Raw genomic sequence first — 24,585 nt, 5'->3', positions numbered from 1 at the left:
CCGGGCGCCGGGAGCGCCGCCGAGCCCGCGCGACCGTCGGCATCAGGCGCCGTCGGGCCGCCCGGGTCATGCTCCGACGGCGACCCGCCGCGGCCACCACTGGCCCACCGCGGGCGGCGGGCCGGCCGGGTCCCAGATGCCCGCCACCTTGCGGCCGCACTGCGGGCAGGCGCCCTCGGGCGTGATCCGGTAGTCGGTGACCCGGTAGCCGGCGCGGTCCACCAGGAGCGCCCCGCAGCCGGCGCAGCGGGTGGAGGAGCCGCCGCTGGTGCGCACATTGCCGAGGTAGACGTGGGCGATCCCGGCGTCGCGGGCGATCGCCCGGGCCCGCTCCAGGGTTGAGGCCGGGGTGCGCGGCACGTCCAGCATCCGGTGCGCCGGGTGGAAGGCGGAGAAGTGCACGGGCACCTCGCCCCCGAGCTCGGCGACGATCCAGGCGCACTCGGCGGCGATCTCGGCGTCGGAGTCGTTGCGCCCGGGAATGAGCAGGGTGGTGATCTCCAGCCAGGTGCCCAGGGCGCGCACCCGCACGAGCGTGTCGAGCACGTCGGCCAGGCGCGCCCCGGTCACGCGCCGGTAGAAGTCGTCGGTGAAGCCCTTGAGGTCGATGTTGGCGGCGTCGACGGCGCCGAACAGCGCGTCGCACGGCTTGGGGCTGATCCACCCCGCGGACACTGCCACGGTCAGCAGGCCCGCCTCGCGGCAGGCGGCGGCGGTGTCGATGGCGTACTCGGCGAAGACCACCGGGTCGTTGTAGGTGAAGGCCACCCCCGCGGCGCCCACGTCGGCGGCGGTCCGGGCCAGGGCCCGCGGGGTGGCGGGCGCGGCGAGGGTGTCGATGTCTCGGGAGGTGGAGATCTCCCAGTTCTGGCAGTACTTGCACGCCAGGTTGCAGCCCGCCGTCCCGAAGGACAGGATCGTCGAGCCGGGCAGCACGTGCGCCAGGGGCTTCTTCTCGATCGGGTCCAGGACGAAGCCGGAGGAGCGCCCGTAGGTGGTCAGCACGATGGCGTCCCCGACGCGGGCCCGCACGAAGCAGAAGCCGCGCTGGCCGTCGCGCAGGGTGCACTGGCGGGGGCACACCTCGCAGCGCAGCCGCCCGTCCGGCATCGCCCGCCACCACCGGGCGACGTGGGGCTCGGCGGCCGCCGCCCCGGCGGCCTGCGCGCTCATGACGGGTCTCCCCGCGCCTCGCCCGAGGGGATACCGGCCTCGGTCTCCTGCCAGGCGGTCACCGTGTAGGTCTCGATCGTGAGGTCGCGCTCCCAGTGGCCGGCTGGCAGGCCAGCCTTGCGGCGCAGGTGGGCCAGGAAGTCGGCCGGGTCGGGCAGCTGCTCCCACACCTGGGGCAGGAAGGTCGCGCGGTGGCCGGCATCCGACAGGATGACGCCGTCCACGCCGGGGCGCAGCCGGGCCAGGAGCTCGGCCTCGTCGGCCACCGGCAGGGCGGTCGGGGCGGACAGGACGGAGACCTCGACGATGGCGTCCTCCAGTTCGGCCCGGCTCAGGGGTGGGAAACGGGGGTCGCGCGTGGCCGCGGCGACCGCGTTGGCCTCCACGTCGTCGCGCAGCGGGCGGTGGGCCTGGAGGGTGCCGATGCAGCCTCGCAGGGGGCCGCCCGGCAGCCGCCCCGAGGTCAGGGTCACGAAGCTCGCTCCGGGCTCCTCCAGCCAGGCGGCCCTCTCGACGACGGCGGGGTGGTCCAGGCCGAGCCGGTGGGCGATGGCGCTGCGGGCCAGCGGCAGGAGGATGAGACCGGCGTCGGTGGGCAGTTCGAGAGTCATGGCGTGCGCCTCCTCAGTGATGCTCTTCCATAGTGCGTGCCCGAGTGCCGTCGCGTCCACCCCTGGGGCCGCCTCCCCTCACTGAGATCGGTCGATTTCCGCGCCGAGATCGGTTCACTTCCGGCCCAGTGACATGAGGGCTGTTCTCTGGTCGTTGAGATGGACGCACGAGTCGGGTTGTGCGGCCGTGGGGCGGCTCTGCCGGGGGCCTGCGGGTGCTGGGGTGACGGTGTTGCACATTCGCGCGCGCCCCACGTCGGCAGAAACCCTGGAATCATGCGGAAAAACGGTTTCGGTGGCGACCATGACCCTGCTCCCATGTGCGCAGGCCCCCCTCAACGCACATGGGAGCCCGACAACCACACATGACGGCCGATGGGAAAACGCATGATTCTGCCGGAAACCGGCCCCCACCCCGCAAAGGCCCCACTCTCCCATGTGCAACATCGAGGAAGAATCGGAGAAGACCACCTCCACCGCCCCACGCTCACACCCCCGACACAGCCCTAGCGGGAGCGCCGGGGCGCTCTCAAGGCCAGTGCCGCACAGGTCCGGCGTGCGATCCGGATGGTCCTGTCCCTGACGTACTGTCGGGCGCGCCACGGGGCCCGCGGCCACCTACCGATCCCGACACCCCACACCCCGCAGCCGGCGCACTACCCGCCGGGCACTGCCTCAAGTGCGCTGACACACCGCAATCCACACCGAGATCGGTTCACATCCGCGCCGTCGTCGGGGCGGCTGACCAGCTCACGCGCCCGCCTGATCGTAGAGGGCGATGGCGGCGTAGCCCACCACCCGGTCGGGGGTGCCGATGGTGTCGGCGGAGGTCGCCGCCCCGAGCAGCCGCGGGCTCAGACCCTGCTCGGCGGCGGCCAGCAGCAGGGCGTCCACGCCGGTGGCGCCACAGGCCTCCTCGTGGCTGATGTCCGCGCGCAGCGCCAGGATGCGCTCGATGGTCGCGTCGTCCACCCTCCGGGCCTCGGACTGGGGCAGGTAGTGGGACAGGTCCGAGCTGATCACCACCAGGGTGTCCGGGCTGCCCAGGAAGGGGCGGATCGCCTCGGCGGCCCGGTCCGGGGAGACCCAGCCCACGGCCAGGGGCACCACGCTCACCCCGGGCAGGACGACGGCCAGGAAGGGGAGCTGGACCTCCAGGGAGTGCTCGGCGGCGTGGACGTCGGGCCGGGTGACCACCAGCCCGGCGTCGGCCAGCGCCTCGATCTGCGGCGGGACCTCCACGCCCACCGCTCCCAGCGGGGTGTCCATGGCCCGGCAGCCGGGCAGGGCGAGGGCGCGCACGCCCACCCGGTGCGTGGGCCCGAGCATGACGACCCTGCGGACTGCTCCTCGCAGGGTCTCGGCCTGCGCCCAGGCCAGGGCGGCGGTGGGGCCCGAGTAGACATAGCCGGCGTGAGGCACGATCAGCGCCGCCGGGGGAGTATCGCCGACGGCGCCGACTTCGCGGCGCGCCGTCTGAAGCATGGCCTCCACGTCGGCCCGCAGGCGGGCGGGCTCGGCGGGGTAGAACAGGCCCGCCACCGCCGGTGGGCGCACCTGCTGGGACTGGTGTGACGACTGGCTCATGAGGATCGCCCTCCCTGGATCGCCTGGCCCCTCCAGGCTACCTGGCCGTCCCGCCCCGCGGGGCCCCACCGGCGCAGGACCCTGCTTGATCAGGTTCTGACAAGAGTCTTTCCTGCTGCGGGCCCAGGTCTGACAGTCCTGTTATTAAACTCTTAAACGCCCTGTCAGCAGGTGGGATAGATGCCCGAAGCCGTGAAAGTCGGCTGCTTGCCGGTCGGGCCGACGGCTGTCACCGTCGCGGTGCCCGAGGAGGTCTCCGTCACTGGTTTCGATGATGTTCCCGAGGCCCGCCGGGCGCATCCGAGCCTGACGACGGTCCGTCAGTCGATCCGCACCAAGGGCAGGCTCGCGGCGGACCGTCTTGTCGACGCGATCGCCGCGGACCGGTCCGGTCCGGAGGTCCTGGTGCCGGAGTACCAGCTCGTCCACGGATCCTTGATCGTCCGGAAGTCTTCGGGACCGTCTCCGACTGCTCAGTAGCCCAGTAGTACCGTGCGAACCGGCAGGCAGGGCGGCGCCGTGGGAGCGCCCGGGACGCCGGGGCCGTAGACTCCCGTGCGTGAGCACTCTTCCCCTGCGGCCCGGCCTGGAGGGCGCAGAGCCCTACGGGGCCCCCGAGCTCGACGTGCCCGTGCGCCTCAACGTCAACGAGAACCCCTACGCACCCTCCAAGGCCGTCGTCGAGTCCATCGCCCGGGCCGCCGCTGGGGCCGCGGGCGGCCTCAACCGCTACCCGGACCGCGACTTCCCCGCCCTGCGCCGCGCCCTGGCCGACTACCTCGCCGTCGAGTCCGGGGTGCGCCTGGGGCCGGAGAGGATCTGGGCGGCCAACGGCTCCAACGAGGTCATGCTCCATGTGCTCCAGGCCTTCGGCGGCCCGGGGCGCGCCTGCCTGTCCTTCACCCCCACCTACTCCATGTACCCCGAGTACGCGCGCGACACCCTCACCGACTACGTCACCGGGCCGCGCCGGGAGGACTTCACCCTCGACACCGTGGCCGTCGCCGATGCCGTCGAACGCCTTCGCCCCGCCGTCCTCGTCCTCGCCAGCCCCAACAACCCCACCGGCACCGTCCTGCCGCTGGACGACGTGCGCACGATCCTGGAGGCCGCCCGCGGCCGCGGGCCCGCGGGCCCCGGCGGCGCCCCGGCCGACGTCGCCGTCGTCATCGACGAGGCCTACGGCGAGTTCCGCCGCCCCGGTGTGCCCAGCGCCCTGGAACTGCTCGCCGAGCGGGCCGGCGGTGGCGACAGCGGCCCCCGCTACCCGCACCTGGCGGTGGCCCGCACCATGTCCAAGGCCTTCGGGGCGGCCGGGCTGCGCCTGGGCTACCTCGCCGCCTCCCGCGAGCTGATCGACGCCCTGCGCGTCGTCCGCCTGCCCTACCACCTGTCCGCGCTCACCCAGGCGGCCGCCCTGGCCGCTCTCTCCCATCGCGAGGAGCTCATGAGCCAGGTCGCCTCCCTGCGGGCCGAGCGCGACGCCCTGGTGGCCCGGCTGCGAGAGTGGGGCCTGACCGCCCACGACTCGGACGCCAACTTCGTGCTGTTCGGACCCTTCGAGGACCGCGACGCCGTCTGGCGCTCCCTGCTGGAGCGCGGCGTCCTCATCCGTGTGGTCGGCCCGGAGGGGTACCTTCGGGTCAGCATCGGCACGCCCGAGGAGATGGACGCCTTCCGCATCGCCCTCGCCGGCGTTCTGGCGGACGACGCCCACGAGGGCGCGGGCAGGAGCAGCAGGAACAGCAACCAGGACAACCAGGAGAAGAGCGCATGAGCCGCACCGCCCGCATCGAGCGCACCACCAGCGAGTCCGATGTCGTCGTCGAGCTCGACCTCGACGGTACCGGCGCCACCGACATCTCCACCACGGTCCCCTTCTACGACCACATGCTCACAGCCCTGGGCAAGCACTCCCTGATCGACCTGACGGTGCGCGCCACCGGCGACACCCACATCGACGTCCACCACACGGTGGAGGACACGGCCATCTGCATCGGCGAGGCCCTGCGCGCCGCCCTGGGGGACAAGCGCGGCATCCGCCGCTTCGGCGACGCCCTCGTGCCGCTGGACGAGGCCCTGGCCCAGGCCGTCGTCGATGTCTCGGGCCGCCCCTACCTGGTTCACGACGGCGAGTCCGAGGCCTTCGTCCACCACCTCATCGGCGGGCACTTCACCGGTTCGATGGTCCGCCACGCCTTCGAGGCCATCGCCTATCATGCTGGCATCTGCCTGCACGTGCGCGTCGTCTCCGGACGCGACCCCCACCACATCGCCGAGGCGGAGTTCAAGGCCCTTGCCCGCGCCCTGCGCACCGCCGTCGAGCCCGACCCGCGCGTTCACGGCATCCCCTCGACCAAGGGAGCACTGTGATGAACGACTCCAACTCCACACCCCAGCAGAACCCCGAGGACCGCGACCGACCCGAGGGCCCCGACAAGCAGACCGGTGCGGGCAGGGCCGACGACGGCGGGCCCCAGCCCGACATCGACGCCGAGTTCGCCGCGATGATGGAGGGGCTGTCACTGCCCGACGAGATGCAGGCGGACCTGGAGTCCCTCGACGAGACCGGGCCGTCGGTCATCTCCGTGGACGACGTGCCCCACAACACCTACACGGCGCCGCGAGAGCCGCTGGCCGGCGCCCGGGGCCCGGCCGACCGGGAGCCGGACCACCACGACGACCCGGACGGGCTGACCCCGGAGCAGGCCGCCGAGGCGGACTCCTTGGCGGCCGCGCTGAATGCCGAGGCGCCCCAGACGCCGCAGGCGGTCAAGGTTGCCGTCGTCCTGACGCCCCTGGCGAGCGCCGAGGCCCTGGCGTCCCTGTGCGCCATGAGCGACCTGGACTGCACGGTCGTGCCCTCGCGCTCCGGCGCCTTCGCGGTCAAGGAGTTCGTGTCCGCCCACGCCGAGTGGGACGTCTCCGAGCTGCTCGGGGGAGCGGACACCGAGCCCGCCGAGGCCGCCGAGCTCGCCTCGGCCCTCTCCCGCCTCAGCCGCGCGGGCGTCGTGCTGATGACCGCCGACCTGGCCACTGACGTCGGCATTGAGTCGGGCCTGTCGGGCACCATCACCGCCCGCCGCTACACGGGCGGCGAGGCCGGCGAGGACGCCGCCGCGGGACTGCTGCTCGCCTCGATGGACCAGGAGGTCGAGGACGTCCTGCTGGGCGTCACCCGCGCCGAGGACATCAAGGGGGCGGTCAAGTCCTCCGAGGTCAAGCCCGGCCGGGCCATGCGCTGGTTCGGACGCGGGCTGCGCCGCCCCCGCGGCGGCAAGAGCTGAGCCGAGGACGCTGGCGGGCCTGAATCTGTCGTCGGGCCCCGCTCACCCCGCGGCCAGGGCGTCGGAGAGCGTGAGGAAGGCGGTGCCCGCCGCCAGCATGGCGGGGACGGCTGCCAGGTAGCCCGCACCGGTGTCCGCGGCGGGCTGGTTCATGTGGGAGATGACGACGTCGCCCGCACCGGCCCGCCCCACCTCCGCCTCGACGGTGCCGGCGGGGAAGGTGGCGCCGCCGTCGCCATTGATTGAGAAGCCCGCGGCGCTCAGCCCCAGGCGGGTGGCGATGGCCAGGGCGACGTCGTCCCAGTGGGCGGTGCCGGGGCGGAAGAAGCGCGGTGCCCGGCCGGTGCGCTCGGTCAGGGCGGTCTGGTTGCCCATGATCTCGTCCCACACCTCGCCCGCGTCCCGCGTGCCGGGGATGCCGTATGCGGAGGCGCCGGTCACCGACATCGGCAGGTGGTTGGTGCCGTGGTTGCCGATCTCCACGGTCGGGCAGGCGGCGAGGCGGTCGGTCAGGTCCGGGTTGGCCTCGACCCACCGGGAGTTGAGGAAGGCGGTGAAGGGCACAGAGTCGCCGATGAGCATATCGATCAGCGCGGTGTCCGCGCCCGACCCTCCCGGGCCGCCGCAGGCGTCCAGCGTCAGGCACACGCCGGAGGACGGTGTGGACGAGACGATGCCCTCGCCGACCAGGTCGAACCAGGTGGGCTCGCCTCCGGCGAACTCGGCGACGATCTCCTCGCGCGATGGGGTCTCGGGCGTAGGGGAGGGGGAGGCGGGTGCGGCCCCGGGAGCCGTCGGGGCCTGCAAGGCGTCCGGGGTCGGTGAGGAGGGCCCCGCCGTGGACGACGGGCCGGTCGGGGAGGGGGATGCGGGGGCCCTGCGGCCGCACGCGCCGAGGGCGGTCAGCCCCGCGGCGGCCAGCAGGCCGTGCACGACGGCGCGGCGTGCGGGGCCGGATGGTGAGACGGGCATGTGCAGATACTGCCACCGTCGGCGCCGGCCCTTCGCCGCCGGCCGGAGGAGTCCGGCGGGGACCGGCCTCCGAGACGGGGACTGAGCGGCGTGTTTTCCCCGGTAGGCTGGCTCCATGAGTCAGCCCAGCGTGGTGGTCCTGTCCTATGGCAGCGGCAACGTCCGCTCCGCTGTGCGCGCCCTGGAACGAGTCGGCGCCGACGTCGAGCTGACCGCCGACCGGGCCGCCGTCGAGGCCGCCGCCGGACTCGTGGTGCCCGGCGTGGGGGCCTTCGGCGCCGTCATGGACCAGCTGCGGGCCGTGGACGCCCCCCGGCTCATCGACCGCAGGCTGGCCGGGGGCCGGCCCGTGCTCGGCATCTGCGTGGGTATGCAGGTCATGTTCGAGCGCTCCGAGGAGCACGGGACCACCAGCGAGGGGCTCGGCCAGTGGCCCGGGGTCGTGACGCGGCTGCGGGCCGACGTCGTCCCCCACATGGGCTGGAGCGAGGTCCGTCCGCCCCGCGGCACCGTGCTCTTCGACGGCGTGGCCGACCAGCGCTTCTACTTCGTCCACTCCTACGCGGCCACGACCGATCCCGCCGCGCTCCTGGGGCCCGGCCCCATGCGGCCTCCGGCCGCCACCTGGGCCACTCACGGCGAGGACTTCGTGGCCGCCGTCGAGAACGGTGCCCTGTGCGCCACCCAGTTCCATCCCGAGAAGTCCGGCGACGCCGGTGCCCGGCTGCTCCGCAACTGGCTGACCACTCTGTAACCAGCCTGGAATCAGGCAAACGGCAGCATCTCGCCTGCGCCCACCGCACCACTGAAGGGATCCGCTATGTTCACTCTCCTGCCGGCCGTCGATGTCGCCGACGGAAAGGCCGTCCGACTGCTCAAGGGGGAGGCCGGCAGCGAGACCGACTACGGCAGTCCCGTCGACGCCGCCCGCGACTGGGTGAGGGCCGGCGCCGAGTGGATCCACCTGGTCGACCTCGACGCCGCCTTCGGCCGCGGCTCCAACGCACCGCTGCTGGCCCGGATCGTGGGCGAGGTCGGCATCAAGGTCGAGCTGTCCGGCGGCATCCGCGACGACGCCTCGCTGCGCCGTGCCCTGAACGCGGGGGCCGCCCGGGTCAACCTGGGCACCGCCGCCCTGGAGGACCCTGAGTGGACCGAGCGCGTCATCGCCGAGCACGGCGAGAGGATCGCCGTGGGGCTCGACGTGCGAGGCACGACCCTGGCCGCCCGCGGCTGGACCAGGGAGGGTGGCGACCTGTGGGAGACGCTGGCGCGCCTGGACTCCGCCGGGTGCTCCCGCTACGTGGTCACCGACGTCGCCAGGGACGGCACGCTGTCCGGTCCCAGCATCGGGCTCCTGCGTCAGGTCTGCGCCCGCACGAGCGCCCCCGTGGTCGCCTCCGGCGGCATCGCTCAGCTCGACGACCTGCGCGCCCTGGTGCGGCTCGTGCCCGAGGGCATCGAGGGGGCGATCGTCGGCAAGGCGCTGTACAACGGCAACTTCACCCTTGAGGAGGCGCTGGCGGTGGCCGACGGCGAGGATCACGACCGCCTGGCCGGCTGACGCCAGCGCTACCTCCTTCACCTTCGCGCGGCCTCCCGGTCGGTCCCGACCGCGGCCACGAGCCCGCGCCCGCGAACCGGCCGCACCGCCAGGCGCCGGGGCTGCCCCCGGTCCTGCTGCGACAAGGCCTGCGATTGCGTGCGCCTGCTCGGCCCGTGCTCGGGTGCGGCCGCCAGAATGAGGCCGCCCGTCCCTGTCGCCGCAGAAAGTGATCATCCCACGCAGCCTTAAGACGATCGGCGGCCTCGGGCCCGATGGGAATCGGCATGATTCCGCGTCGGGCACGACCGGCGCCCTCGGAATCAATCATCTGGGCGCCGGGGCGCGGACGCGCTACCGTGAGACGCGTGAGTGAGTCCCGCCCAGCTTCCCGGTCTGACGACGGGACAGGCCCCCGGCCCGGCAGCCGTCCGGGCATGCCGCCACGACAGGTGTCCGTCCCCGCTTCTGCAGGTTCCGCGGATGCGCCTGCGGAAGAACGCGCAGGACGCTCATCTTCCTCCCGGGCATCCGCAGTCACCGGTCCTCAGCTGGCCGCGGCCATGGCGGCTCGGTCCAAGCTGGAACGGCTCCTCGCCGCGCCCACCCCTTTCGCCGCCGATGACGGCGCCGCCGACCCCGCCGTCGTCGCCGCCCTGGAGGCCGATGACCGCCCGCGTCACGAGTACCTCGACTCCCTGTGGGGAGCGCTGGTGGCCTCGCGCGTCATTGTGCCCGTGGCGGCCCACGCCCTTTCCGGTCCGCGCACCGCTCTGCACCTGGCGGCACCCGGCGTGAAGCCGCGGGCTCCCGGCCACGAGGTCCACACCAATGACGCCGCCCAGGACGCCGCGACCCTGGCCGTCGACCTGCCTGACGGGCACGTCGCCATGCCGGTCTTCACGTCCGCGCAGGCCATGTCCGCCTGGCGGACCGATGTGCGCCCGGTTCCGGTCGAGCCCAGGCGCGCCGCGCAGGTGGCCTGCCTGTCCACCGACCAGCTGTGGGTCCTGGACCCCGGCAGCCGGGACCTGCGCCTGCCCCGGCCCGCCGTCGTTGCCCTGGCTGGAGGAGAGGACTGGGTGCCCTCATGGCGCAACGAGCCCGTCCAGGCCGAGGTCCGCACCCAGCTGGAGGAGATCGGCGGCGTCACCGGGGTGGCCTTCGCCCCCGGGCAGGACGCCGAGCTGCGGGTCTTCATCCGTATCGACGCCTCCCACGGACGCAGCGCCGTGGCCCGGACCCTGGAGATCTGCCAGCACATCATGGTCAATCCCGCCTGGGGAGACCTGATCGACGCCGTCGAGCTCTGCCCCCTGCCCGCCTGACTCCCGTCCGGCCCATTTCTCCGAGACCGGTTCGGTGGCGGGGGTCACCACTTCGGCGTCCTGGTGATCCTGGGCAAAAGATGGGCGACCTGGTAGTGTCTTCCCGACCGGCCGGGGTTCCTGCCCCGGCGCGCAAGCGGAGAAATCCCACCTGGGTCCCTCATGGGGCCGGGTCATGCGAGGAGAGATCCTCGGCGGTCGCGGGCGCCTCAGCGCCGGTGGCCGCGCTCGGACGAGCACATGTACGGCCTTCGCGCGCATTCGCGGCGAAGGCTTTTTTCGTTGCGGCGGTCATCATCACCGAGAGTGAGGAAAAGCCATCAGCGAGCCCCGTATCAACGAACGGATCCGCGTCCCGGAGGTGCGCCTCGTCGGCCCCAGCGGCGAGCAGGTCGGCGTCGTCCGCGTCGAGGACGCTCTGCGCCTGGCCGAGGAGGCGAGTCTCGACCTGGTTGAGGTGGCGCCTGACGCACGCCCCCCGGTGTGCAAGCTCATGGACTACGGCAAGTTCAAGTACGAGTCGGCCATGAAGGCGCGTGACGCCCGCCGCAACCAGGCGAACACACAGCTCAAGGAGATCCAGTTCCGTCCCAAGATCGACCAGCACGACTACGCCACCAAGATGGGGCACATCGAGCGGTTCCTCAAGGGCGGGGACAAGGTCAAGTGCATCGTCCGCTTCCGCGGCCGCGAGCAGTCCCGTCCCGAGCTGGGCATCCGGCTGCTTCAACGGGTCGCGGAGGAGATGGACGAGCTGGGCAACGTCGAGTCCCAGCCCCGTCAGGACGGCCGCAATATGGTCATGGTCCTGGCGCCGACCCGCAAGAAGGCCGAGGTCAAGTCCGACCAGCGCCGTCGCCGCGAGGAGGCCCGCGCGAACCGGCGCGCTGAGAAGCACGCGAGCAGGGCCAGGAAGGCGTCCGCCGCCGGCTCCGGCGGGCGGGCGCGGGGCCGGGCCGGCCAGGCCTGACAAGAGCCCGTCACCCATCCCTGCGGCAGTCCGCCAGGGATCCGCAGCCCGGGCCACCCGGCCAGGGCCGAGAAGAGGATATCTACAATGCCGAAGAACAAGACGCACTCCGGTGCCAAGAAGCGCTTCCGGGTCACCGGTAGTGGCAAGCTCATGCGTGAGCAGACCAACAAGCGCCACCTGCTCGAGGTCAAGTCCTCCCGTCGCAAGCGCAAGCTCGCCCAGGACCAGCCTGTTGCCAAGGCTGACACCCGTCAGGTCAAGAAGCTGCTCGGTCGCTGACCGGTCCCACCACGTAGAAGGAGTCATCACATGGCACGTGTGAAGCGGGCTGTCAACGCCCAGAAGAAGCGTCGTACCGTTCTCAAGAAGGCCTCGGGCTACCGGGGCCAGCGCTCCCGCCTCTACCGCAAGGCCAAGGAGCAGGTCACCCACTCAGGCGTCTACGCCTTCCGCGACCGTCGCGCCCGCAAGGGCGACTTCCGCCGCCTGTGGATCCAGCGCATCAATGCCGCGGCCCGCGCCGAGGGCATGACCTACAACCGGTTCATCCAGGGGCTCGGTCTGGCTGGCGTCGAGGTCGATCGCCGCATGCTGGCCGAGCTGGCCGTCAACGAGCCCGACGTCTTCAAGTCCCTCGTGGAGACAGCCCGAGGCGCCCTGCCCGAGGACGTCAACGCCCCCGGGGCCTGATCGCTCGGTCGCGTCTCCGCACCGGCGACAATTATCCTGGTCGAGTCCTCGCAAACGCTGCCTGTGCCTGTCGTTTGCGAGGACTCGCTGTTGCGTGCGTAAGACGAGGAAGTCGGAGACTGCTTCAACGTTAATGTGAAGCAAATCACATCAACGTAAGCCTGCGGTGACCGTTCTCAGGCGTAACATTCGGCCTGCGGGCAGTTGGACGAGCAATTGCCTTGAGATGGGCGCGGCATTCTGCTTCGCTAATTTTCTTCCAGGAGACGTATCATGGAGGGTATACGGCTGCGTCCCAACGAGGTTCTCCTTCTGGGAACCGGTGACGTGGTGCGCGGGAGCGGTCGTTACGACAGCGTGCTGATTCTGGCGAGCCTCAACATGCGCTTCGCGGCAAAGAGCGTTCTTGAAGACGGTGAAGCGACTTGACTGCTACCCGTTGAGCCAAGTAAAGATCTACAACAGTCAGGCTCGGGCGCAGCCCGAAGGAAACGGTGGGCTCGCCGCCTCTTTGAGGGGGGCGACGAAAAATCCAGCTTCATGCACGAGGGCGGGCGTGGGTCAGGGGCTCGGGCGTCGAAAAACAATGAGGTGAGTACGGGAGTGTCCGCCCGGCCTGCTTCTGACGCCAGCATAGTGACTCATGATCTCGGCCAAGTAGGAGATGCCGTCGGTGGATCTGCTGGTTCCTGTGCCTCCAATAAAATGGATGTCAGCGCTTACGATGGTGTCTCGCAGAGCTGGCGGCGCAGCAAATGAGCTGCTGGGTGCGGGGGTGCCGGCGCAGACGGAGCCTGACGCTAAAAAATCATGGGCACCCAGTCTGCGTGCCCGACTCATGCTCAATGTCATGATAAGGAGAGCTAAGGTGCGAGTTATTCGTGCTGCCGTTGCGCTGCTGTCGCTCACGATGTGCTTGGTTGCGGTAACCGCTTGCGGTGGGGGCAACGAAATTGCAATGCCATCGTCTTCCAAGGACTTCGAGGGGAGCCAATATGAGGATGTCGTCGCAACTTTGAATGACGCCGGATTCACCAATGTCACCGCGGAGGCCGATCGTGACCTGATAGTCGGTTGGCTCCATGATGAGGGTGAGGTCGAGGAAGTTGTCGCAGATGGCGACAAGTCCTTCTCAAAGAATAAGTACTTCCCGGCCGATGCGACTATCATCGTGAAATATCATGCCTTTCCTGAGGGGGCTACCCCTGATGGGGATTCTAAGCCGACTCCCCGCCCAGTAGAGACACCTTCCGAGGCTACTACCTCGGAAGAGTCTCCCACGGCGGTACCGTCTCAGGCGCCGGAGCCGTCCGACAGCCTCCTGCTCACTCCGGACAACAATGAAGAGTTTGCTGCGCTTCTGCAGGTCAAGGACCCTGGGGACGCCTCGGTAAAGGACTTTTCCGAAAAATATCGTGGTCAGACGATCGAGTTTGACGGGAATGTCGCCTCTTTGAACCCGTCCGCGGGATCTGCGGCAGATGTTCTTGTTGGCGCGGGCGACTACAGTAGTGACGAGGCCCACGGGCCCTCGTTCAAGTTCGAGAACCTGAATACCGACGACCCTAGTATCGTGAGCCCTTCAGGTGCCTCGCTGTCAGTCGGAGACAATATTCATGTGGTTGCCAAGGTCGGGGAGTACAAGGGCGCGTCGCAGCTCTTTGTTCTGCAGGCTGTCTCTATAGCGCGTCGCTGACCCGCACAGTCTGTTGCATGTTCTGCGTGCGGGGCGGCGGCGCGAGATGCGGGCAGTAATGTGGCTGCAACGCTGATGGTTCCATCGGCTTGTTCGCGGGCCGTGGTAGGAGGCCATGGCCCGCTCGTAGACTGCCCCCATGAGCCCCGCTGCCTCTGATGACGCCCTCGCCGCGCTTCCGCGCAAGGACGCGGCACGGCCCGCCCCGCGCCGGCCGGGACGGCCCGCCGACGCCGGGGTTGCGGGCCGCGACGTGCTCGCCAACCCGGCGTCGGACCGTGTCTCCCGGGTGGCCGGCCTGGCCCGCAAGAACGTGCGGGCCAAGTACCGCAGGTTCCTGGTGGAGGGTCCCCAGGGGGTGCGCGAGGCGGTGAGGTGCGCCGCCGACCGGGTCCTGGACGTCTACCTCACCGAGACCGCCCGCAACCGACACAGCGGCATCTGGGAGGAGGCCCGGGCCGCGGGCCTGTACGTCCACCTCACCAGCGAGCGGGTCATGGCGGCCATGAGCGCCGACTCCCAGGGGGTGCTCGCCGTCGTCGCCATGGATGAGGCCGCGGGCCCCAGGGCCCTGGCCGCCGCCCTGTCGGGGGCGATGCTCGTCGTCGTGCTCACCGAGGCCCAGGACCCCGGCAACGCGGGCGCCATCATCCGTGCCGCCGATGCCGCCGGCGCCGACGCGGTCGTGCTGTTGCGCGGCAGCGTGGACGCCACGTCCCCGAAGGTGGTGCGCTCGAGCGCGGGCAGCCTGTTCCATCTGCCCGTGATCACCGGCGTGACCCTCGACGACGCCGTTGCCGCCCTGCACGAGGCCGACCTCGCGGTGGTGGCCGCCGACTCCCGGGGCGCCCTCGACCTGTTCGATGCCGACGTGGTGCTCGAGGGGCCGATCGCCTGGCTGCTGGGCAACGAGGCGCGCGGGCTGCCGCCCGAGGCTCTGAGCCGCGCCGACGCCGTCATCTCCATCCCCGTCCGCGGCAGGGCCGAGTCCCTCAACGTGGCCGCCGCGGCGGCCGTCTGCCTCTACGCCTCGGCCCGGGCGCAGCACTGAGCGTCCCGCGATGAGTGCCGGGAAAGGCATCCTCATCGACCCGGACCTGCGGCTGCTGCGCTGGATGGTGCGGACGGGGATCATGCTGCTGGTCCTGGTCGGCGCCGTCCTCCCAGGTGCGGGACGCCGCGCGCCCGGTCGCGGTGGCGGCGCTGCTCATCGCCTGGGCGGCCACCTGGTGGCGCCGTCTGGACGCCAATGCAGCCGGTGCCGTGTGGTCTTCCTCGTCGGCGGCCTGCAGGTCGCACTGCTCGACGGCGCGCTGATGGCCGACGTCATTGTCCTGCTCGCCCTGTTCCGGCTGGGGGAGCACGGGCGCAGACGGCTTCGACCAGTCTGGCTGCTGCTCCTGACTGTCGGATGCATCGCGGCGGCCGTGAGCTGGACGCGGGGCGAGGAGACCTACCAGTAGAGCTTTCTCACGATCCTCCTGCTGACCTCGACCATGGGCCTGCTCGCGTGGGCCGGATGATCGGGCAGGGCCGCAATATCGCTCGGGCCCGACGACGCCTCCCCGGCCTCGGCCGCCCCGCTGCGCCCGACCCCGAGGCTCGCCGATCTGCCCGCCCTGGTGCGTCGGCCGCCGACGCCGGGGCGCCCGTGGTGCTGGTGCCCCGGCCGGTCCCGGCGGCCACTCCGATGCCGTGGTCGGCCTCGGAGCCTAGGCCCAGCTGGCCCTCTACCGGGTGGCGCAGGAGGGGATCACCAACGCCGTCAAGCACGCCTCCGATGCCGGCGGCATCCTCGTGGAGCTCGCCTGCGCCGCCGACGGCGTCGTCCTGCGGGTGAGCGACGACGACCCGCACGGCCGCCTCCCCGAGGGCGAGACCGGGGTCCAGGGGCTGCGCAGCCTGCGGCGCCGGGTCGAGGCCGCCGGAGGAGACCTGCGGATCGGCTCGCGCCTCAGGGGAGGCCGAGGACGGCGATCGGGTCCTCGCGGCCGCTCGCGCCTGCGACTCCGACGTCGTCCTCATGGATGCGCGCATGCCGCGTATGGACGGGATCGCGGCCATGCGTGCGCTCGCCCGCCTCCAGCCGCGGGTGCGGGTCCTCGTCCTGACCACCTTCGACCTGGACGACTACGTCGTCGAGGCGCTGGTGCTGGCGGAGTCCACGGTCAAGACCCATATCAACCAGCTCCTGCGCAGGCTCTCCACGAGGGACCGCACCGGACTGATCGTGCTCGCCTACGAGACGGGCCTCATCCGGCTCATGTTCGGTATGAGCATGCGATTCGTCTCCGACTCGGCGCTCAGGCGCGGTGCCTCGCCGTGGAAGGTGGTGGGAGGGCGGATGATCGACCTGCTGGCGATCGGGCTGCTCCACTCCCTGGTGTACCCGGGCGAGGTGCTCAAGGAGTACGCCGTGGCCGGGCTCCTCATGCTGCCCATTGCGCTGAAGGCGCCGCGCCTGCTGGCGGCCGCCGCCGCCCTGGCGGTGGCCACGGTCCTGGCCCTCATCGCCCAGACGCACGAAGGCGGTGACCCCCGGTTCGGGCACGTCGGCGGCATCGCCGGCGGGGTGCAGGCCATGCTCTACATCTGCCTGATGGCGCTGGCCTGCTCCTGTCGGATCCGCAAGCCCCTCATCGCCTTCTTCGAGCCCCTGGGGAGGACGGCGCTGACCTGCTATGCGAGTGCCAGCCTCATCATGGCTCCCATCGGCCTGGCGCTGCACTGGAAGGACAGCCGCGACGTCGCGCCGCTCCTGGCCGTGGCCGCACTGGTGCTGGTCGTCCAGTCCACTGCCGCGCGCCTGTGGCTCAAGCACTTCCGCTACGGCCTCCTGGAGTGGGCGTGGAGGTGCCTGACCTGGTGGACACCGGTGGACATCCGCCGGCCGGCGGCTGCCGGCGGCCCTCGGTGCGCAGGTGCGGCCGGGGCCCGCCTCCGCCGACTGTGCTGATCCGCCTCGGGCGCGTCAGAGCAGCTCGCAGACGGCGACCGCCGTCCGGCCGGGGCCGTCCAGGCCCTCCATGAGGCGGGCCACACGGAGGCGTGGAGGCACGGAGACTACGTCAGGCCCGGGCCCGCGTCTCAGCCTGCGGGCGCTCCTTGGCCCGATGCGTGACTGCGGTGTTATCGTCCTCGCGTCGCGGAGCCGCCCCGGGGCCGCAGTCGAATGACGTCAGGAGGAATGCAGTGCGCATGTGGATGTGTTGCTGTCAGTGTCGCTGAGACACCTCTGCACCCATCCGCATCTCTGACCGAGACGAGGTCCTCGTGTCCGCTTCCGCGCTCTCCTCCGACCAGCCCGCCTCCAGCACCGACGGCGCAGACGACGTCAAGAACGGCGCCCGCCCGCTCGTGCGCATCGACCATGTGAGCAAGTACTACGGCGACTTCAAGGCGCTCAACGACGTCTCCCTCGACATCCTCCCCGGCCAGGTCGTCGCCGTCATCGGGGCCTCCGGCTCGGGCAAGTCGACCCTGTGCCGCACCATCAACCGCCTGGAGACGATCCAGGAGGGCTCCATCGAGATCGACGGCGAGCGGCTGCCCGAGGAGGGGCGCGAACTGGCCCGCCTGAGGGCCGAGGTCGGCATGGTCTTCCAGTCCTTCAACCTCTTCCCGCACCGCACGGTCCTGGACAACATCACGCTCGCCCCTGTCAAGGTGCGCGGCATCTCCCGCGGCGAGGCGGAGGCGACCGCCCGCGCACTTCTGGAGCGAGTGGGTCTGGCCGACCAGGCGGGCAAGCGTCCGTCCCAGCTCTCCGGCGGCCAGCAGCAGCGCGTCGCCATCGCCCGCGCCCTGGCCATGGACCCCAAGATCATGCTCTTCGACGAGCCCACCTCCGCCCTGGACCCGGAGATGATCACCGAGGTCCTCGACGTCATCAAGGACCTGGCCACCTCTGGCATGACCATGCTCGTGGTCACCCACGAAATGGGTTTCGCCCGGTCCGTGGCCGACCGCGTCGTCTTCATGGACTCCGGCCAGATCGTCGAGTCCGGTGCGCCGGCCGAGTTCTTCTCCGCCCCCGTCACCGACCGCGCTCGCGACTTCCTGTCCAAGGTGCTGAGCCACTGAGCTCGGCCTCGGAGACCTCCGTACACCGCCCCTCGACCGGGACGCCTCCAATCATCGTCTCGGGGCCGCCGGCCCCGCCGACACAACCCGTTGTGACGAAAGGAACTCCATCATGACGACTCTCTCCCGCCGCACACTGCTACAGACCGCAGGCGCCGTCTCCCTGGCGTCGGTCCTGGCAGCCTGCGCCGACACTGGTGCCGACGGCCGGGCCGTCTCCAGCAGCGGAGGGGATGCCGACTACGACGCGGTCATCAGCTCCGGCCCCGTCGCCGCCGACGATGTCGTAGCCGCCTCCACCTGGGCGTCGGCCATCAAGGAGGCCGGTGTCTTCAAGATCGGAGGGACGAAGACCGCACCGGTCTTCTCCTCCGAGGACGCGACCACCGGCAGGGTCTCCGGCTTCGACGCCGCCCTCGGCCAGATACTGGCCCGCTACATCATCGGCGGCGACGACGCCCGCACCCTGCTGGCCATTACGCAGGTCACTCCGGACACGCGCGAGACTGTGCTTGAGAACGGCAGCGTGCAGGCCGTGATCGCCACCTACTCGATCACCCCCGAGCGCGACAAGAAGATCGATTTCGCCGGCCCCTACTACTCCTCGGGCCAGGCGGTGCTCGTGCGGGCCGACGATGAGACGATCACCGGCGTGGGCGACCTGGCGGGCGTCAAGGTCGCCGTCCAGTCCGGCTCCTCCTCGATCGCAGCGCTCCAGAAGGCGGCGCCCAAGGCCCAGCAGAAGCCGTTCGACGACCACAATGGCTGCCTGTCCGCGCTCAAGACGAAGCAGGTAGACGCCTACGTCGTCGACTACACGCTCCTGCTCAGCGCGATGCAGGCCAATGACGACATCAAGATCGTCGGCGACCCCTTCACGGAGGACCCCTACGGCATCGGCCTGCCCCAGGGATCGGACGCCAAGGCCTTCGTCGACGCCTTCCTCCAGACGATCTACGACGACGGCACCTGGGAGGCGATCTGGAAGGCGACCATTGGCGCCGTCACGGGAGGCGATGCTCCCCGGCCGCCCGCCCTCGGCTCGGTGCCGGGCTCCGAGACCGCCGGCGCCTCCTCCTCTCCGGGGGCCTGACTCGGCTCGCTGCGGGAGTCGTGTCTGGCGGCGTCCCATGCGCATAATCACCTGAGGAGACGGCCATGTCGATCATTACACACAACCTCGGAGCGATCGGGGCCGGTCTGGCGACCACCCTCGTCATCGCCCTGCTCGCCTACCTCGGCGCGCTCGTCGTCGGCACGCTCATCGCCGTGTGCCGCGTCAGCCCGATCCCGCCCCTGCGGGCCGTGGCCGTCGCCTGGGTGACGCTGGCCTGCAATATCCCGACCCTGTGCCTCATGATCCTGCTGGCCTTCGCCGCGCCGCAGGCGGGCGTGCACTTCTCCCTGTTCGCGGCGGCCGTGGGCGCGATCCTCTTCGTGGGCTCCGGATATGTCTGCGAGACGGTCCGCTCGGGCATCAACTCCGTCGCCAGGGGGCAGATCGAGGCCGCCCGCGCGCTGGGCATGCCCTTCGGGCTCATTATCCGTGCGGTCGTGCTGCCCCAGGCCCTCGCCCGTACCGTCCAGCCGCTGGTCAATATCTTCATCTCCTGCCTTATCGGCTCCGCCCTGGCCGCGGCCATCGGGGTGCGCGAGCTCACCAGCATCACCCAGCAGCTCAACTTGGAGTCCGGGGAGGCCGTTGTCATGTTCCTGGTGTCGGGCCTGATCTATCTGGCACTCGCCTTCGGCGCGACCAAGCTCGGGGGCCTGCTCGAGCTCCGCCTTGCGAGCGGGGAGGCACGAGCATGAGCTCCACTCCCGACATCGTTCGCACGGCGCGGCGCGTTCGGCCCCGACGGGCCGCGGACGCCGATCTTCTCTTCGACGCTCCCGGTCCCGGGGGACGACGGCGCATCGCCATCATCTCCGGCATCGCGACCCTTGTCGTCGTGGCGCTGGTCGCCGCGGCGCTCCACCAGCTCGCCCTCGAGGGCCAGCTCGCCTATCCCAAGTGGCGCTTCTTCCTGGGACGGTCGATCGTCCTGTTCCTGGGAAGGGCGCTGGAAGGAACGCTGGCCGTCACCGCGGTCTCCGCGCTCCTGTCCTTCCCCCTGGGGATTCTCCTGGGCTGGGCGAGAATGGGCGCCGGCCCGGTCGGGCGCGCGGTCGTGGGGACGTGGATCGACATGATGCGGGCCGTGCCCATGCTCCTGCTCATCTACTTCTTCCTGCTGGCGGTGCCCCGCTTCGGCCCCGCGCTGCCGTCCTTCTGGATGCTCACCATCCCCATTGTCATGTGCACCTCGGCGACGACGGCGGAGGTCTTCCGCTCCGGGGTCCTGGCGCTGGACCGGGGGCAGACCGAGGCGGCCCAGGCCCTGGGGCTCAGCCGGGGGCAGACGATGCGCCTCATCCTCGCCCCGCAGGCCCTGCGGCTCATGCTGCCTACTCTGGTCACTCAGCTCGTGACGATCCTCAAGGACTCCTCACTGGGCTACGCCGTCTCCTACGCCGAGCTCATGTACGCCGGGAAGGTCCTCATCACCAGCACCGCGCAGAACTACAAGCTGGATGTCTACGTGCCCGCCTACATCATTATCGCCCTGCTCTACGTGGTCATGAACTGGTCGCTGGGCGCGCTGGCCCGCAGCATCGAGGCGCGCACGCGCTGACCACCCACCGCGTCGAGATCGGTCCGGTGGCTCACCGCCCTGAGCCGAGCGCCTTCATCGGGGCGCCCGGCGCGGGGTCCGGGGCGAGGCTCATGACCGGCTGCAACAGCCGGTCATGAGCGCCGGGAGCCCGAGGCCGCCCACGGGCCGAGTGTCACGAGGGTCGTCCCCAGCGCCAGCAGGCTGACGCCCCAAGACGAGGGCAGGGCCGCGAGCAACGGGCCGCCCACAATGCCCGTCAGGGTCGAGCCCGCGTACATGAGGACACTGGCGAGTGCCGACACCCTCCCACGCGTCGAGACGGTCAGCTCCTGAAACAAACTCATCATGACTGGGAAGAGCGCTCCGCCGCCGACGAAGGCCCCAGCGAGCAGACCGATCCTCGCCCAGCGGACCGGACTGGCCGCGACCACGGCGTAGACGAGGACGTAGCAGGCCGAGCCGCCCAGCAGCGTGTGCCCCTGCCCCACGCGCCGCACGATCCGGGGCCCCACCAGGGCGCCGACGGTCCCGACGACGACGAACGGGTCGGAGGTCGAGCGTACCGCCAGCAGGCTCCCGGCCGGCACGCCGAGGATGGACGATCGTCAGGCCCGTCGTCGCCGTCGCCATGGCCGGCACCGCCCGCTCCTAGGGCACGATCTGGGCGGTCGCCGCCCAGGCCTGCGGGGCGGCAACCGCCGCGGCGACGCCGGTCGCCAGGCGCAGCACCAGCATGGAGGTGAACGACCATGTTCACCCCGGCAGCAGCAGGGCGACCAGGAATGCGTCCGTGCCCACCAGGGGCATGACGGCGAAGGACAGGACGGGAACGCGTATCATATGGGTCTTTCTGCCGGGCCGGGCGGCCCGGCTGGGCAACGGCTACCGCGACTACGACCAGGTCGGTATCGAGCAGTCCCGCCGTGTGCACGCCCTCGTCGCACCGGCGGCGGGCTGCTAGGCTCCCTTCCATGGGCCATGAGCGGGTGCTGCTGTCGGAGGGGTCGAGCCTGACGGCCCGCGAGACCGTGACGGTGCTGGGCTCCCGCGGGGTCGGCGTGGAGGTGGCCTCCGCGATCGGTCGGCCGCTGGCCTCCTTCAGCGTGTGGTGCCGGGCGGTGCGCAGGGTCCCCGCCCCAGGCTGTGACCCCGTGGGGTATCTGCACGCCGTCGACGCCCTCCTGGCCTCAGGCAGGTACCGGGCCCTGCTGGCCACGCACGAGCAGGCGTGGCTGCTGGCCGCCGGCAGGAGGTACCTTCCTCACGCCTCCGGCCGGCTCGCCGTCGCCGAGGCGTCAGCATTCGAGCAGGTGCAGTCCAAGATCGCCTTCGCCGGCGTGTGCGACGAGCTCGGTATTCCCCAGCCGGCCTGGCACGAGGTGCACTGCGAGGCGGACCTGGACCGGATCGGCTACCCGGTGTGGGTCAAGACCGCCTACTCCACGGCCGGTCGCGGAGTGGTCCGGGCCGGAACGCGTGCCGAGGCGCTCTCGGCATGGCGGGTCCTGAGGCCCGACGGCGCCGCGGTCATGGTTCAGGCTCCGGCGAGGGGCACCTACCGGCAGGTGGCCGCGCTGTTCGACCACGGTCGGCTCATCGCGGCCGCGTGCAGCGAGCGTATCGGCCTTGGCGCGGGCGGGTCCGCGGCGGCGCGTCTGTCAGTGAGCGACCCGGCCGCGGTCGACGTCGTCTCCCGTCTCGGCCGGCGACTGGCCTGGCACGGCGGCCTCACCTGCGACTACTTCGCCGAGGGCCCTGGACGGAACATGTTCATCGAGTGCAACCCGCGCACCACCGAGCCCGGCAACGCCGCCGCGGCCGGGGTCAATCTGCCGATGCTGACCATCGCGCTCGCCACGGGCGGACGGCTGCCCCGCACGCCGCTCATCGCCAGGGCCGGGGTGCGCACCCGCTCGACCATGGCCCTCGCCCTGGGCGCCGCCGAGCAGCAGGGGAGCCGCCGTGCCGTGCTCGGCGTGCTGGGCCGCGCCCTGGGAGGCTGTCCGCCTCTTCAGTGCAGCCGCGAGGTCCTCACCCCCGTGGGCCGGGACCCCCTCAGCCTCGCCCCGGCCCTGGCCGTCGTCGGTGCCCTCCTCGCGCGGCCCCGCACCGTGACCGCCCTGGCCGACGGCGCCGTCAGCGCCTACGTGGTCACGCCTCGCACCATCGACCGGCTGACTCGCTGACGCCGCTGACCGCGGCGGCGCCCTGACGAGACCCTGCGCTCCCCGCCTTCTCCGCCTGCAGCCAGTCGCGGAACAGCAGGGCATAGCGCCAGCTCGCGGCCCCTGTCCGCCTCACGTGAATGATCGCGTGCTGCGCCTCGTCGACGCCAGCGCAGAGCCGTTTCCGCCACTGATCCGGGGACGTACTCGTCCCGCGCGCCCTGTCGCGCACCGGGCGCCGGTGCGCGCTGCCGTCGGGGCCCAGGCGGGCGACCAGGGCAGGACGGCGGGGGCGATGTCGGGCGGAAGCCGGTGGGTACGACGTCGCCTCTCAAAGCCGTCGGGTGGTCAGGATACGGACCTGCGGCACAGAGGGCCGCCGTCTACAGGCCACCTCGCATCAGGCCCCCAGGTCCCGGTGCCGCCAGGCCACCAGGCCCACCAGGATCCCAGCGGCCCCCACCACCGCCTGCACCACCAGGGGCCACCAGTCCACCGGGCCGACGACGTCCAGGTGGTGGCCGAGCACGCTCAGGTCCCGCGCCCAGCGGGGAAGCCTGACCAGGCCCCCGAAGAACTGGGCGAAGACGCTCCAGGCCACCACCGCCCACACCAGGCTGACGTACCGGGGCGCCAGCCCCACCAGCGCCAGGGCCAGGCCGACCGCCGCGAGCAGCCCCGGCAGCTGGCTGAGGGTGAAGACCAGGGCCCGCCCCACCGCGTGGTCCACGGTGACCTGGGTGGCCACCGCCGCGAGGCCCGCGGCCTGGGCCCCCGGGTCCTCCAGGAGGCCGACGCCGTGGTCCGCGTCCCCGTGTTCGGCCACGCGGAGTCCCTCAACGTGGCCAGCGCCGCGGCGGTCTGCCTCTACGCCTCCGCCCGCGCCCAGCGCTGAGGGGCGGCCCCTGGCGCCGCCGCCCCGGCCCTGCGCCAGTGCCGCTAACCGCGGGCACGGACCCGGGAGCCGTGGGGCTCGCTTGCTGGCCGTTGACGGCGGGCACCGCCTTGCACGGCCTCCCGCCGGTCCTGCCGGTGGCGGGGTGCTACTGCTCCTGGCCTTCGCCCGGGCACCGGGGCCCTCGTCTGTCCCCGGGTCGTCGCGGGGCCCAGAAGGCGCGAGTACGGTGCCCCGGCGGCACTGCCATATTAGGATGTCCTTAGTCGAGGCGTGCTGGTCCTGGGCCCGCATGGCCCCGGGAGACCTATGAGAGGAACCGCAGGTGCCACTGTCCACCACCCTCCTCGTCTGCGACGTGCTCGCCACGGGCATGGTCGCCGGCTTCCTCACCATGTACTGCCTCACGATCGGCGGCTACTTCACCTTCATGGTGCGCACCGGGCGGGCGGAGGAGCTCCAGCGCACCTACCCCGAGTTCCGGCGTCGCACCCACCTGAAGCCGGTCTACGGCTCGGCAATGCTCCTGCAGCTCCTCGTCGCCCTCGTGACGCTGGTCGCGGGCAGGGGAACCGGGGTCCTCCACCTCCTGCCAGCCACCTGCTGTCTGCCGTTCCTCCTCCTCGTGCACGGGCTCACGGGTTTCACCCGCCCCGAGGAGCGCCTGGTGAGCGGCCAGCGCCTCACCGACGCGGAGCTCGCCCGCTATGCGCGCCTCAACCTCCCCCTGCACGCGGTCTACTCCTGCCTCTACGCGGCCTCCACGCTCCTCCTGCTCGTCCCGGCACTCACCTGACCGCCCCTGACCGCCCGCCGCCAGGGCCCGGGTCCCGGCGGCGGGCTGCTAGGCTCCCTTCCATGGGCCATGAGCGGGTGCTGCTGTCGGAGGGGTCGAGCCTGACGGCCCGCGAGACCGTGACGGTGC

Annotated in this window: 28 protein-coding genes and 4 pseudogenes; 25 read left to right on the top strand and 7 right to left on the bottom strand. The window is 71.4% G+C overall.

Annotation, left to right across the window (positions count from 1 at the left end; genetic code table 11):
• Window positions 1-66 precede the first annotated feature (66 nt).
• The 3 genes from amrS to amrB all read right to left on the bottom strand — a co-directional run bounded on the left by amrS (window position 67) and on the right by amrB (window position 3,371).
• Window positions 67-1,173, bottom strand: a complete 1,107-nt coding sequence (gene amrS, locus O145_RS10570; protein WP_043562806.1) for an AmmeMemoRadiSam system radical SAM enzyme — start codon at window positions 1,171-1,173, stop codon at window positions 67-69.
• Window positions 1,170-1,784 (bottom strand): AmmeMemoRadiSam system protein A, encoded by a 615-nt coding sequence (gene amrA / locus O145_RS10565; protein WP_043562804.1) that lies wholly within the window; start codon window positions 1,782-1,784, stop codon window positions 1,170-1,172. The genes amrS and amrA overlap by 4 nt, the downstream gene beginning before the upstream one ends.
• 750 nt (window positions 1,785-2,534) lie before the next feature.
• Complete coding sequence (gene amrB, locus O145_RS10560; protein WP_043562802.1) at window positions 2,535-3,371, bottom strand: AmmeMemoRadiSam system protein B; 837 nt, start codon at window positions 3,369-3,371, stop codon at window positions 2,535-2,537.
• A 180-nt stretch (window positions 3,372-3,551) separates the two neighbouring features.
• Between amrB and O145_RS10555 the strand changes: the two genes are divergently transcribed.
• The 4 genes from O145_RS10555 (at window position 3,552) to O145_RS19235 (ending at window position 6,658) form a co-directional block, all read left to right on the top strand.
• Window positions 3,552-3,851, top strand: coding sequence for a substrate-binding domain-containing protein (locus tag O145_RS10555; protein WP_043562800.1), 300 nt, complete (start codon window positions 3,552-3,554; stop codon window positions 3,849-3,851).
• Between the two features lie 79 nt (window positions 3,852-3,930).
• Window positions 3,931-5,148, top strand: a complete 1,218-nt coding sequence (locus O145_RS10550) for a histidinol-phosphate transaminase (protein WP_084682544.1) — start codon at window positions 3,931-3,933, stop codon at window positions 5,146-5,148.
• The gene (hisB, locus tag O145_RS10545; protein ID WP_043562798.1) at window positions 5,145-5,744 is read left to right on the top strand and encodes an imidazoleglycerol-phosphate dehydratase HisB; all 600 of its coding nucleotides are present in this window, start codon (window positions 5,145-5,147) and stop codon (window positions 5,742-5,744) included. Before O145_RS10550 ends, hisB begins: the two co-directional genes overlap by 4 nt.
• On the top strand, window positions 5,744-6,658 hold the full coding sequence (locus O145_RS19235; RefSeq protein ID WP_043562796.1) for a hypothetical protein: 915 nt from the start codon (window positions 5,744-5,746) through the stop codon (window positions 6,656-6,658). Before hisB ends, O145_RS19235 begins: the two co-directional genes overlap by 1 nt.
• Window positions 6,659-6,700: 42 nt before the next feature.
• On the opposite strand, the gene O145_RS10535 is transcribed toward O145_RS19235, so the two are convergent.
• On the bottom strand, window positions 6,701-7,630 hold the full coding sequence (locus O145_RS10535; RefSeq protein ID WP_043562794.1) for a polysaccharide deacetylase family protein: 930 nt from the start codon (window positions 7,628-7,630) through the stop codon (window positions 6,701-6,703).
• A gap of 115 nt (window positions 7,631-7,745) precedes the next feature.
• On the opposite strand from O145_RS10535, the gene hisH reads away from it, so the two are divergent.
• From hisH to O145_RS10470, 17 genes and pseudogenes are all read left to right on the top strand, one after another.
• A complete protein-coding gene (gene hisH, locus O145_RS10530) occupies window positions 7,746-8,384 on the top strand; it encodes an imidazole glycerol phosphate synthase subunit HisH (protein ID WP_043562792.1) in 639 nt (212 codons plus the stop codon).
• 66 nt (window positions 8,385-8,450) lie between these two features.
• Window positions 8,451-9,194 carry a bifunctional 1-(5-phosphoribosyl)-5-((5-phosphoribosylamino)methylideneamino)imidazole-4-carboxamide isomerase/phosphoribosylanthranilate isomerase PriA gene (gene priA, locus O145_RS10525; RefSeq protein WP_043562790.1) on the top strand — a complete coding sequence of 248 codons (744 nt, stop codon included), beginning with the start codon at window positions 8,451-8,453 and terminating at the stop codon, window positions 9,192-9,194.
• 542 nt (window positions 9,195-9,736) lie between these two features.
• Complete coding sequence (locus O145_RS10520; protein WP_229118500.1) at window positions 9,737-10,501, top strand: SseB family protein; 765 nt, start codon at window positions 9,737-9,739, stop codon at window positions 10,499-10,501.
• Window positions 10,502-10,862: 361 nt separating this feature from the next.
• Window positions 10,863-11,471, top strand: coding sequence for a translation initiation factor IF-3 (gene infC, locus O145_RS10515; RefSeq protein WP_043562787.1), 609 nt, complete (start codon window positions 10,863-10,865; stop codon window positions 11,469-11,471).
• An 87-nt stretch (window positions 11,472-11,558) separates the two neighbouring features.
• On the top strand, window positions 11,559-11,753 hold the full coding sequence (rpmI, locus tag O145_RS10510; RefSeq protein ID WP_043562785.1) for a 50S ribosomal protein L35: 195 nt from the start codon (window positions 11,559-11,561) through the stop codon (window positions 11,751-11,753).
• Between the two features lie 30 nt (window positions 11,754-11,783).
• Entirely contained in the window at window positions 11,784-12,164 is a 381-nt protein-coding gene (gene rplT, locus O145_RS10505) for a 50S ribosomal protein L20 (RefSeq protein WP_043562783.1), read from the top strand.
• A gap of 273 nt (window positions 12,165-12,437) precedes the next feature.
• The gene (locus O145_RS18210; RefSeq protein WP_156966718.1) at window positions 12,438-12,593 is read left to right on the top strand and encodes a hypothetical protein; all 156 of its coding nucleotides are present in this window, start codon (window positions 12,438-12,440) and stop codon (window positions 12,591-12,593) included.
• A 244-nt stretch (window positions 12,594-12,837) separates the two neighbouring features.
• Complete coding sequence (locus O145_RS18205) at window positions 12,838-13,860, top strand: DUF4839 domain-containing protein (protein ID WP_454930648.1); 1,023 nt, start codon at window positions 12,838-12,840, stop codon at window positions 13,858-13,860.
• 139 nt (window positions 13,861-13,999) lie between these two features.
• A complete protein-coding gene (locus tag O145_RS10500; RefSeq protein ID WP_043562781.1) occupies window positions 14,000-14,911 on the top strand; it encodes a TrmH family RNA methyltransferase in 912 nt (303 codons plus the stop codon).
• A 10-nt stretch (window positions 14,912-14,921) separates the two neighbouring features.
• Window positions 14,922-15,323 carry a hypothetical protein gene (locus tag O145_RS19230; RefSeq protein WP_052374991.1) on the top strand — a complete coding sequence of 134 codons (402 nt, stop codon included), beginning with the start codon at window positions 14,922-14,924 and terminating at the stop codon, window positions 15,321-15,323.
• A 274-nt stretch (window positions 15,324-15,597) separates the two neighbouring features.
• Window positions 15,598-15,765 (top strand): annotated as a pseudogene (locus O145_RS19755) (ATP-binding protein); the annotation flags it as partial.
• Between the two features lie 112 nt (window positions 15,766-15,877).
• Window positions 15,878-15,952, top strand: a pseudogene (locus O145_RS19225) (DNA-binding response regulator); the annotation flags it as partial.
• 171 nt (window positions 15,953-16,123) lie between these two features.
• The gene (locus O145_RS10490; protein ID WP_043562814.1) at window positions 16,124-16,816 is read left to right on the top strand and encodes a DUF418 domain-containing protein; all 693 of its coding nucleotides are present in this window, start codon (window positions 16,124-16,126) and stop codon (window positions 16,814-16,816) included.
• Window positions 16,817-17,133: 317 nt separating this feature from the next.
• Complete coding sequence (locus tag O145_RS10485; protein ID WP_043562779.1) at window positions 17,134-17,943, top strand: amino acid ABC transporter ATP-binding protein; 810 nt, start codon at window positions 17,134-17,136, stop codon at window positions 17,941-17,943.
• 112 nt (window positions 17,944-18,055) lie between these two features.
• Window positions 18,056-19,036: a glutamate ABC transporter substrate-binding protein gene (locus O145_RS10480; protein WP_043562777.1), complete on the top strand. Its 981-nt coding sequence runs from the start codon at window positions 18,056-18,058 to the stop codon at window positions 19,034-19,036.
• 65 nt (window positions 19,037-19,101) lie between these two features.
• Window positions 19,102-19,755, top strand: a complete 654-nt coding sequence (locus O145_RS10475; RefSeq protein ID WP_043562775.1) for an amino acid ABC transporter permease — start codon at window positions 19,102-19,104, stop codon at window positions 19,753-19,755.
• Window positions 19,752-20,618, top strand: a complete 867-nt coding sequence (locus tag O145_RS10470) for an amino acid ABC transporter permease (RefSeq protein ID WP_043562773.1) — start codon at window positions 19,752-19,754, stop codon at window positions 20,616-20,618. The genes O145_RS10475 and O145_RS10470 overlap by 4 nt, the downstream gene beginning before the upstream one ends.
• Before the next feature lie 113 nt (window positions 20,619-20,731).
• Here O145_RS10470 and O145_RS19220 read toward each other — a convergent pair whose 3' ends face one another.
• On the bottom strand, window positions 20,732-21,187 hold the full coding sequence (locus O145_RS19220; protein ID WP_052374987.1) for an MFS transporter: 456 nt from the start codon (window positions 21,185-21,187) through the stop codon (window positions 20,732-20,734).
• Between the two features lie 152 nt (window positions 21,188-21,339).
• Here O145_RS19220 and O145_RS18200 point away from each other — a divergent pair, with 152 nt between their 5' ends.
• Window positions 21,340-21,561: a hypothetical protein gene (locus O145_RS18200; protein WP_169740345.1), complete on the top strand. Its 222-nt coding sequence runs from the start codon at window positions 21,340-21,342 to the stop codon at window positions 21,559-21,561.
• A 10-nt stretch (window positions 21,562-21,571) separates the two neighbouring features.
• Window positions 21,572-22,786: an ATP-grasp domain-containing protein gene (locus O145_RS10460; protein WP_043562771.1), complete on the top strand. Its 1,215-nt coding sequence runs from the start codon at window positions 21,572-21,574 to the stop codon at window positions 22,784-22,786.
• On the opposite strand, the gene O145_RS19900 is transcribed toward O145_RS10460, so the two are convergent.
• Together O145_RS19900 and O145_RS10455 are read right to left on the bottom strand one after the other, a co-directional pair.
• Window positions 22,752-22,997 (bottom strand): GrpB family protein, encoded by a 246-nt coding sequence (locus O145_RS19900; RefSeq protein WP_169740346.1) that lies wholly within the window; start codon window positions 22,995-22,997, stop codon window positions 22,752-22,754. The two genes, O145_RS10460 and O145_RS19900, sit on opposite strands and share 35 nt — an antisense overlap.
• 168 nt (window positions 22,998-23,165) lie before the next feature.
• Window positions 23,166-23,531 (bottom strand): annotated as a pseudogene (locus tag O145_RS10455) (Tat pathway signal protein); the annotation flags it as partial.
• On the opposite strand from O145_RS10455, the pseudogene O145_RS17380 reads away from it, so the two are divergent.
• Window positions 23,520-23,660: pseudogene (locus O145_RS17380) on the top strand (TrmH family RNA methyltransferase); the annotation flags it as partial. The pseudogenes O145_RS10455 and O145_RS17380 overlap by 12 nt on opposite strands.
• Before the next feature lie 325 nt (window positions 23,661-23,985).
• Window positions 23,986-24,456: a hypothetical protein gene (locus tag O145_RS10450; protein WP_043562767.1), complete on the top strand. Its 471-nt coding sequence runs from the start codon at window positions 23,986-23,988 to the stop codon at window positions 24,454-24,456.
• The last annotated feature ends 129 nt before the right edge of the window (window positions 24,457-24,585 follow it).

The sequence above is a fragment of the Actinomyces israelii DSM 43320 genome (assembly GCF_000711965.1).
Lineage (GTDB): Bacteria > Actinomycetota > Actinomycetes > Actinomycetales > Actinomycetaceae > Actinomyces > Actinomyces israelii.
This window is presented reverse-complemented; position numbering and strand designations above follow the sequence as displayed.

Excerpts from the sequence above, each read along its gene's own strand:
- O145_RS10535 (WP_043562794.1), bottom strand. The coding sequence starts at position 7,630 with ATGCCCGTCTCACCATCCGGCCCCGCACGCCGCGCCGTCGTGCACGGC.
- rplT (WP_043562783.1), top strand. The coding sequence starts at position 11,784 with ATGGCACGTGTGAAGCGGGCTGTCAACGCCCAGAAGAAGCGTCGTACC.
- O145_RS10555 (WP_043562800.1), top strand. The coding sequence starts at position 3,552 with ATGCCCGAAGCCGTGAAAGTCGGCTGCTTGCCGGTCGGGCCGACGGCT.
- hisB (WP_043562798.1), top strand. The coding sequence starts at position 5,145 with ATGAGCCGCACCGCCCGCATCGAGCGCACCACCAGCGAGTCCGATGTC.
- O145_RS10500 (WP_043562781.1), top strand. The coding sequence starts at position 14,000 with ATGAGCCCCGCTGCCTCTGATGACGCCCTCGCCGCGCTTCCGCGCAAG.
- hisH (WP_043562792.1), top strand. The coding sequence starts at position 7,746 with ATGAGTCAGCCCAGCGTGGTGGTCCTGTCCTATGGCAGCGGCAACGTC.
- amrB (WP_043562802.1), bottom strand. The coding sequence starts at position 3,371 with ATGAGCCAGTCGTCACACCAGTCCCAGCAGGTGCGCCCACCGGCGGTG.
- O145_RS18210 (WP_156966718.1), top strand. The coding sequence starts at position 12,438 with ATGGAGGGTATACGGCTGCGTCCCAACGAGGTTCTCCTTCTGGGAACC.
- amrA (WP_043562804.1), bottom strand. The coding sequence starts at position 1,784 with ATGACTCTCGAACTGCCCACCGACGCCGGTCTCATCCTCCTGCCGCTG.
- O145_RS19230 (WP_052374991.1), top strand. The coding sequence starts at position 14,922 with ATGAGTGCCGGGAAAGGCATCCTCATCGACCCGGACCTGCGGCTGCTG.
- priA (WP_043562790.1), top strand. The coding sequence starts at position 8,451 with ATGTTCACTCTCCTGCCGGCCGTCGATGTCGCCGACGGAAAGGCCGTC.
- O145_RS10520 (WP_229118500.1), top strand. The coding sequence starts at position 9,737 with ATGGCGGCTCGGTCCAAGCTGGAACGGCTCCTCGCCGCGCCCACCCCT.
- O145_RS10490 (WP_043562814.1), top strand. The coding sequence starts at position 16,124 with ATGTTCGGTATGAGCATGCGATTCGTCTCCGACTCGGCGCTCAGGCGC.
- rpmI (WP_043562785.1), top strand. The coding sequence starts at position 11,559 with ATGCCGAAGAACAAGACGCACTCCGGTGCCAAGAAGCGCTTCCGGGTC.
- O145_RS10470 (WP_043562773.1), top strand. The coding sequence starts at position 19,752 with ATGAGCTCCACTCCCGACATCGTTCGCACGGCGCGGCGCGTTCGGCCC.
- O145_RS19235 (WP_043562796.1), top strand. The coding sequence starts at position 5,744 with ATGAACGACTCCAACTCCACACCCCAGCAGAACCCCGAGGACCGCGAC.
- O145_RS10480 (WP_043562777.1), top strand. The coding sequence starts at position 18,056 with ATGACGACTCTCTCCCGCCGCACACTGCTACAGACCGCAGGCGCCGTC.
- O145_RS10460 (WP_043562771.1), top strand. The coding sequence starts at position 21,572 with ATGGGCCATGAGCGGGTGCTGCTGTCGGAGGGGTCGAGCCTGACGGCC.
- amrS (WP_043562806.1), bottom strand. The coding sequence starts at position 1,173 with ATGAGCGCGCAGGCCGCCGGGGCGGCGGCCGCCGAGCCCCACGTCGCC.
- O145_RS10475 (WP_043562775.1), top strand. The coding sequence starts at position 19,102 with ATGTCGATCATTACACACAACCTCGGAGCGATCGGGGCCGGTCTGGCG.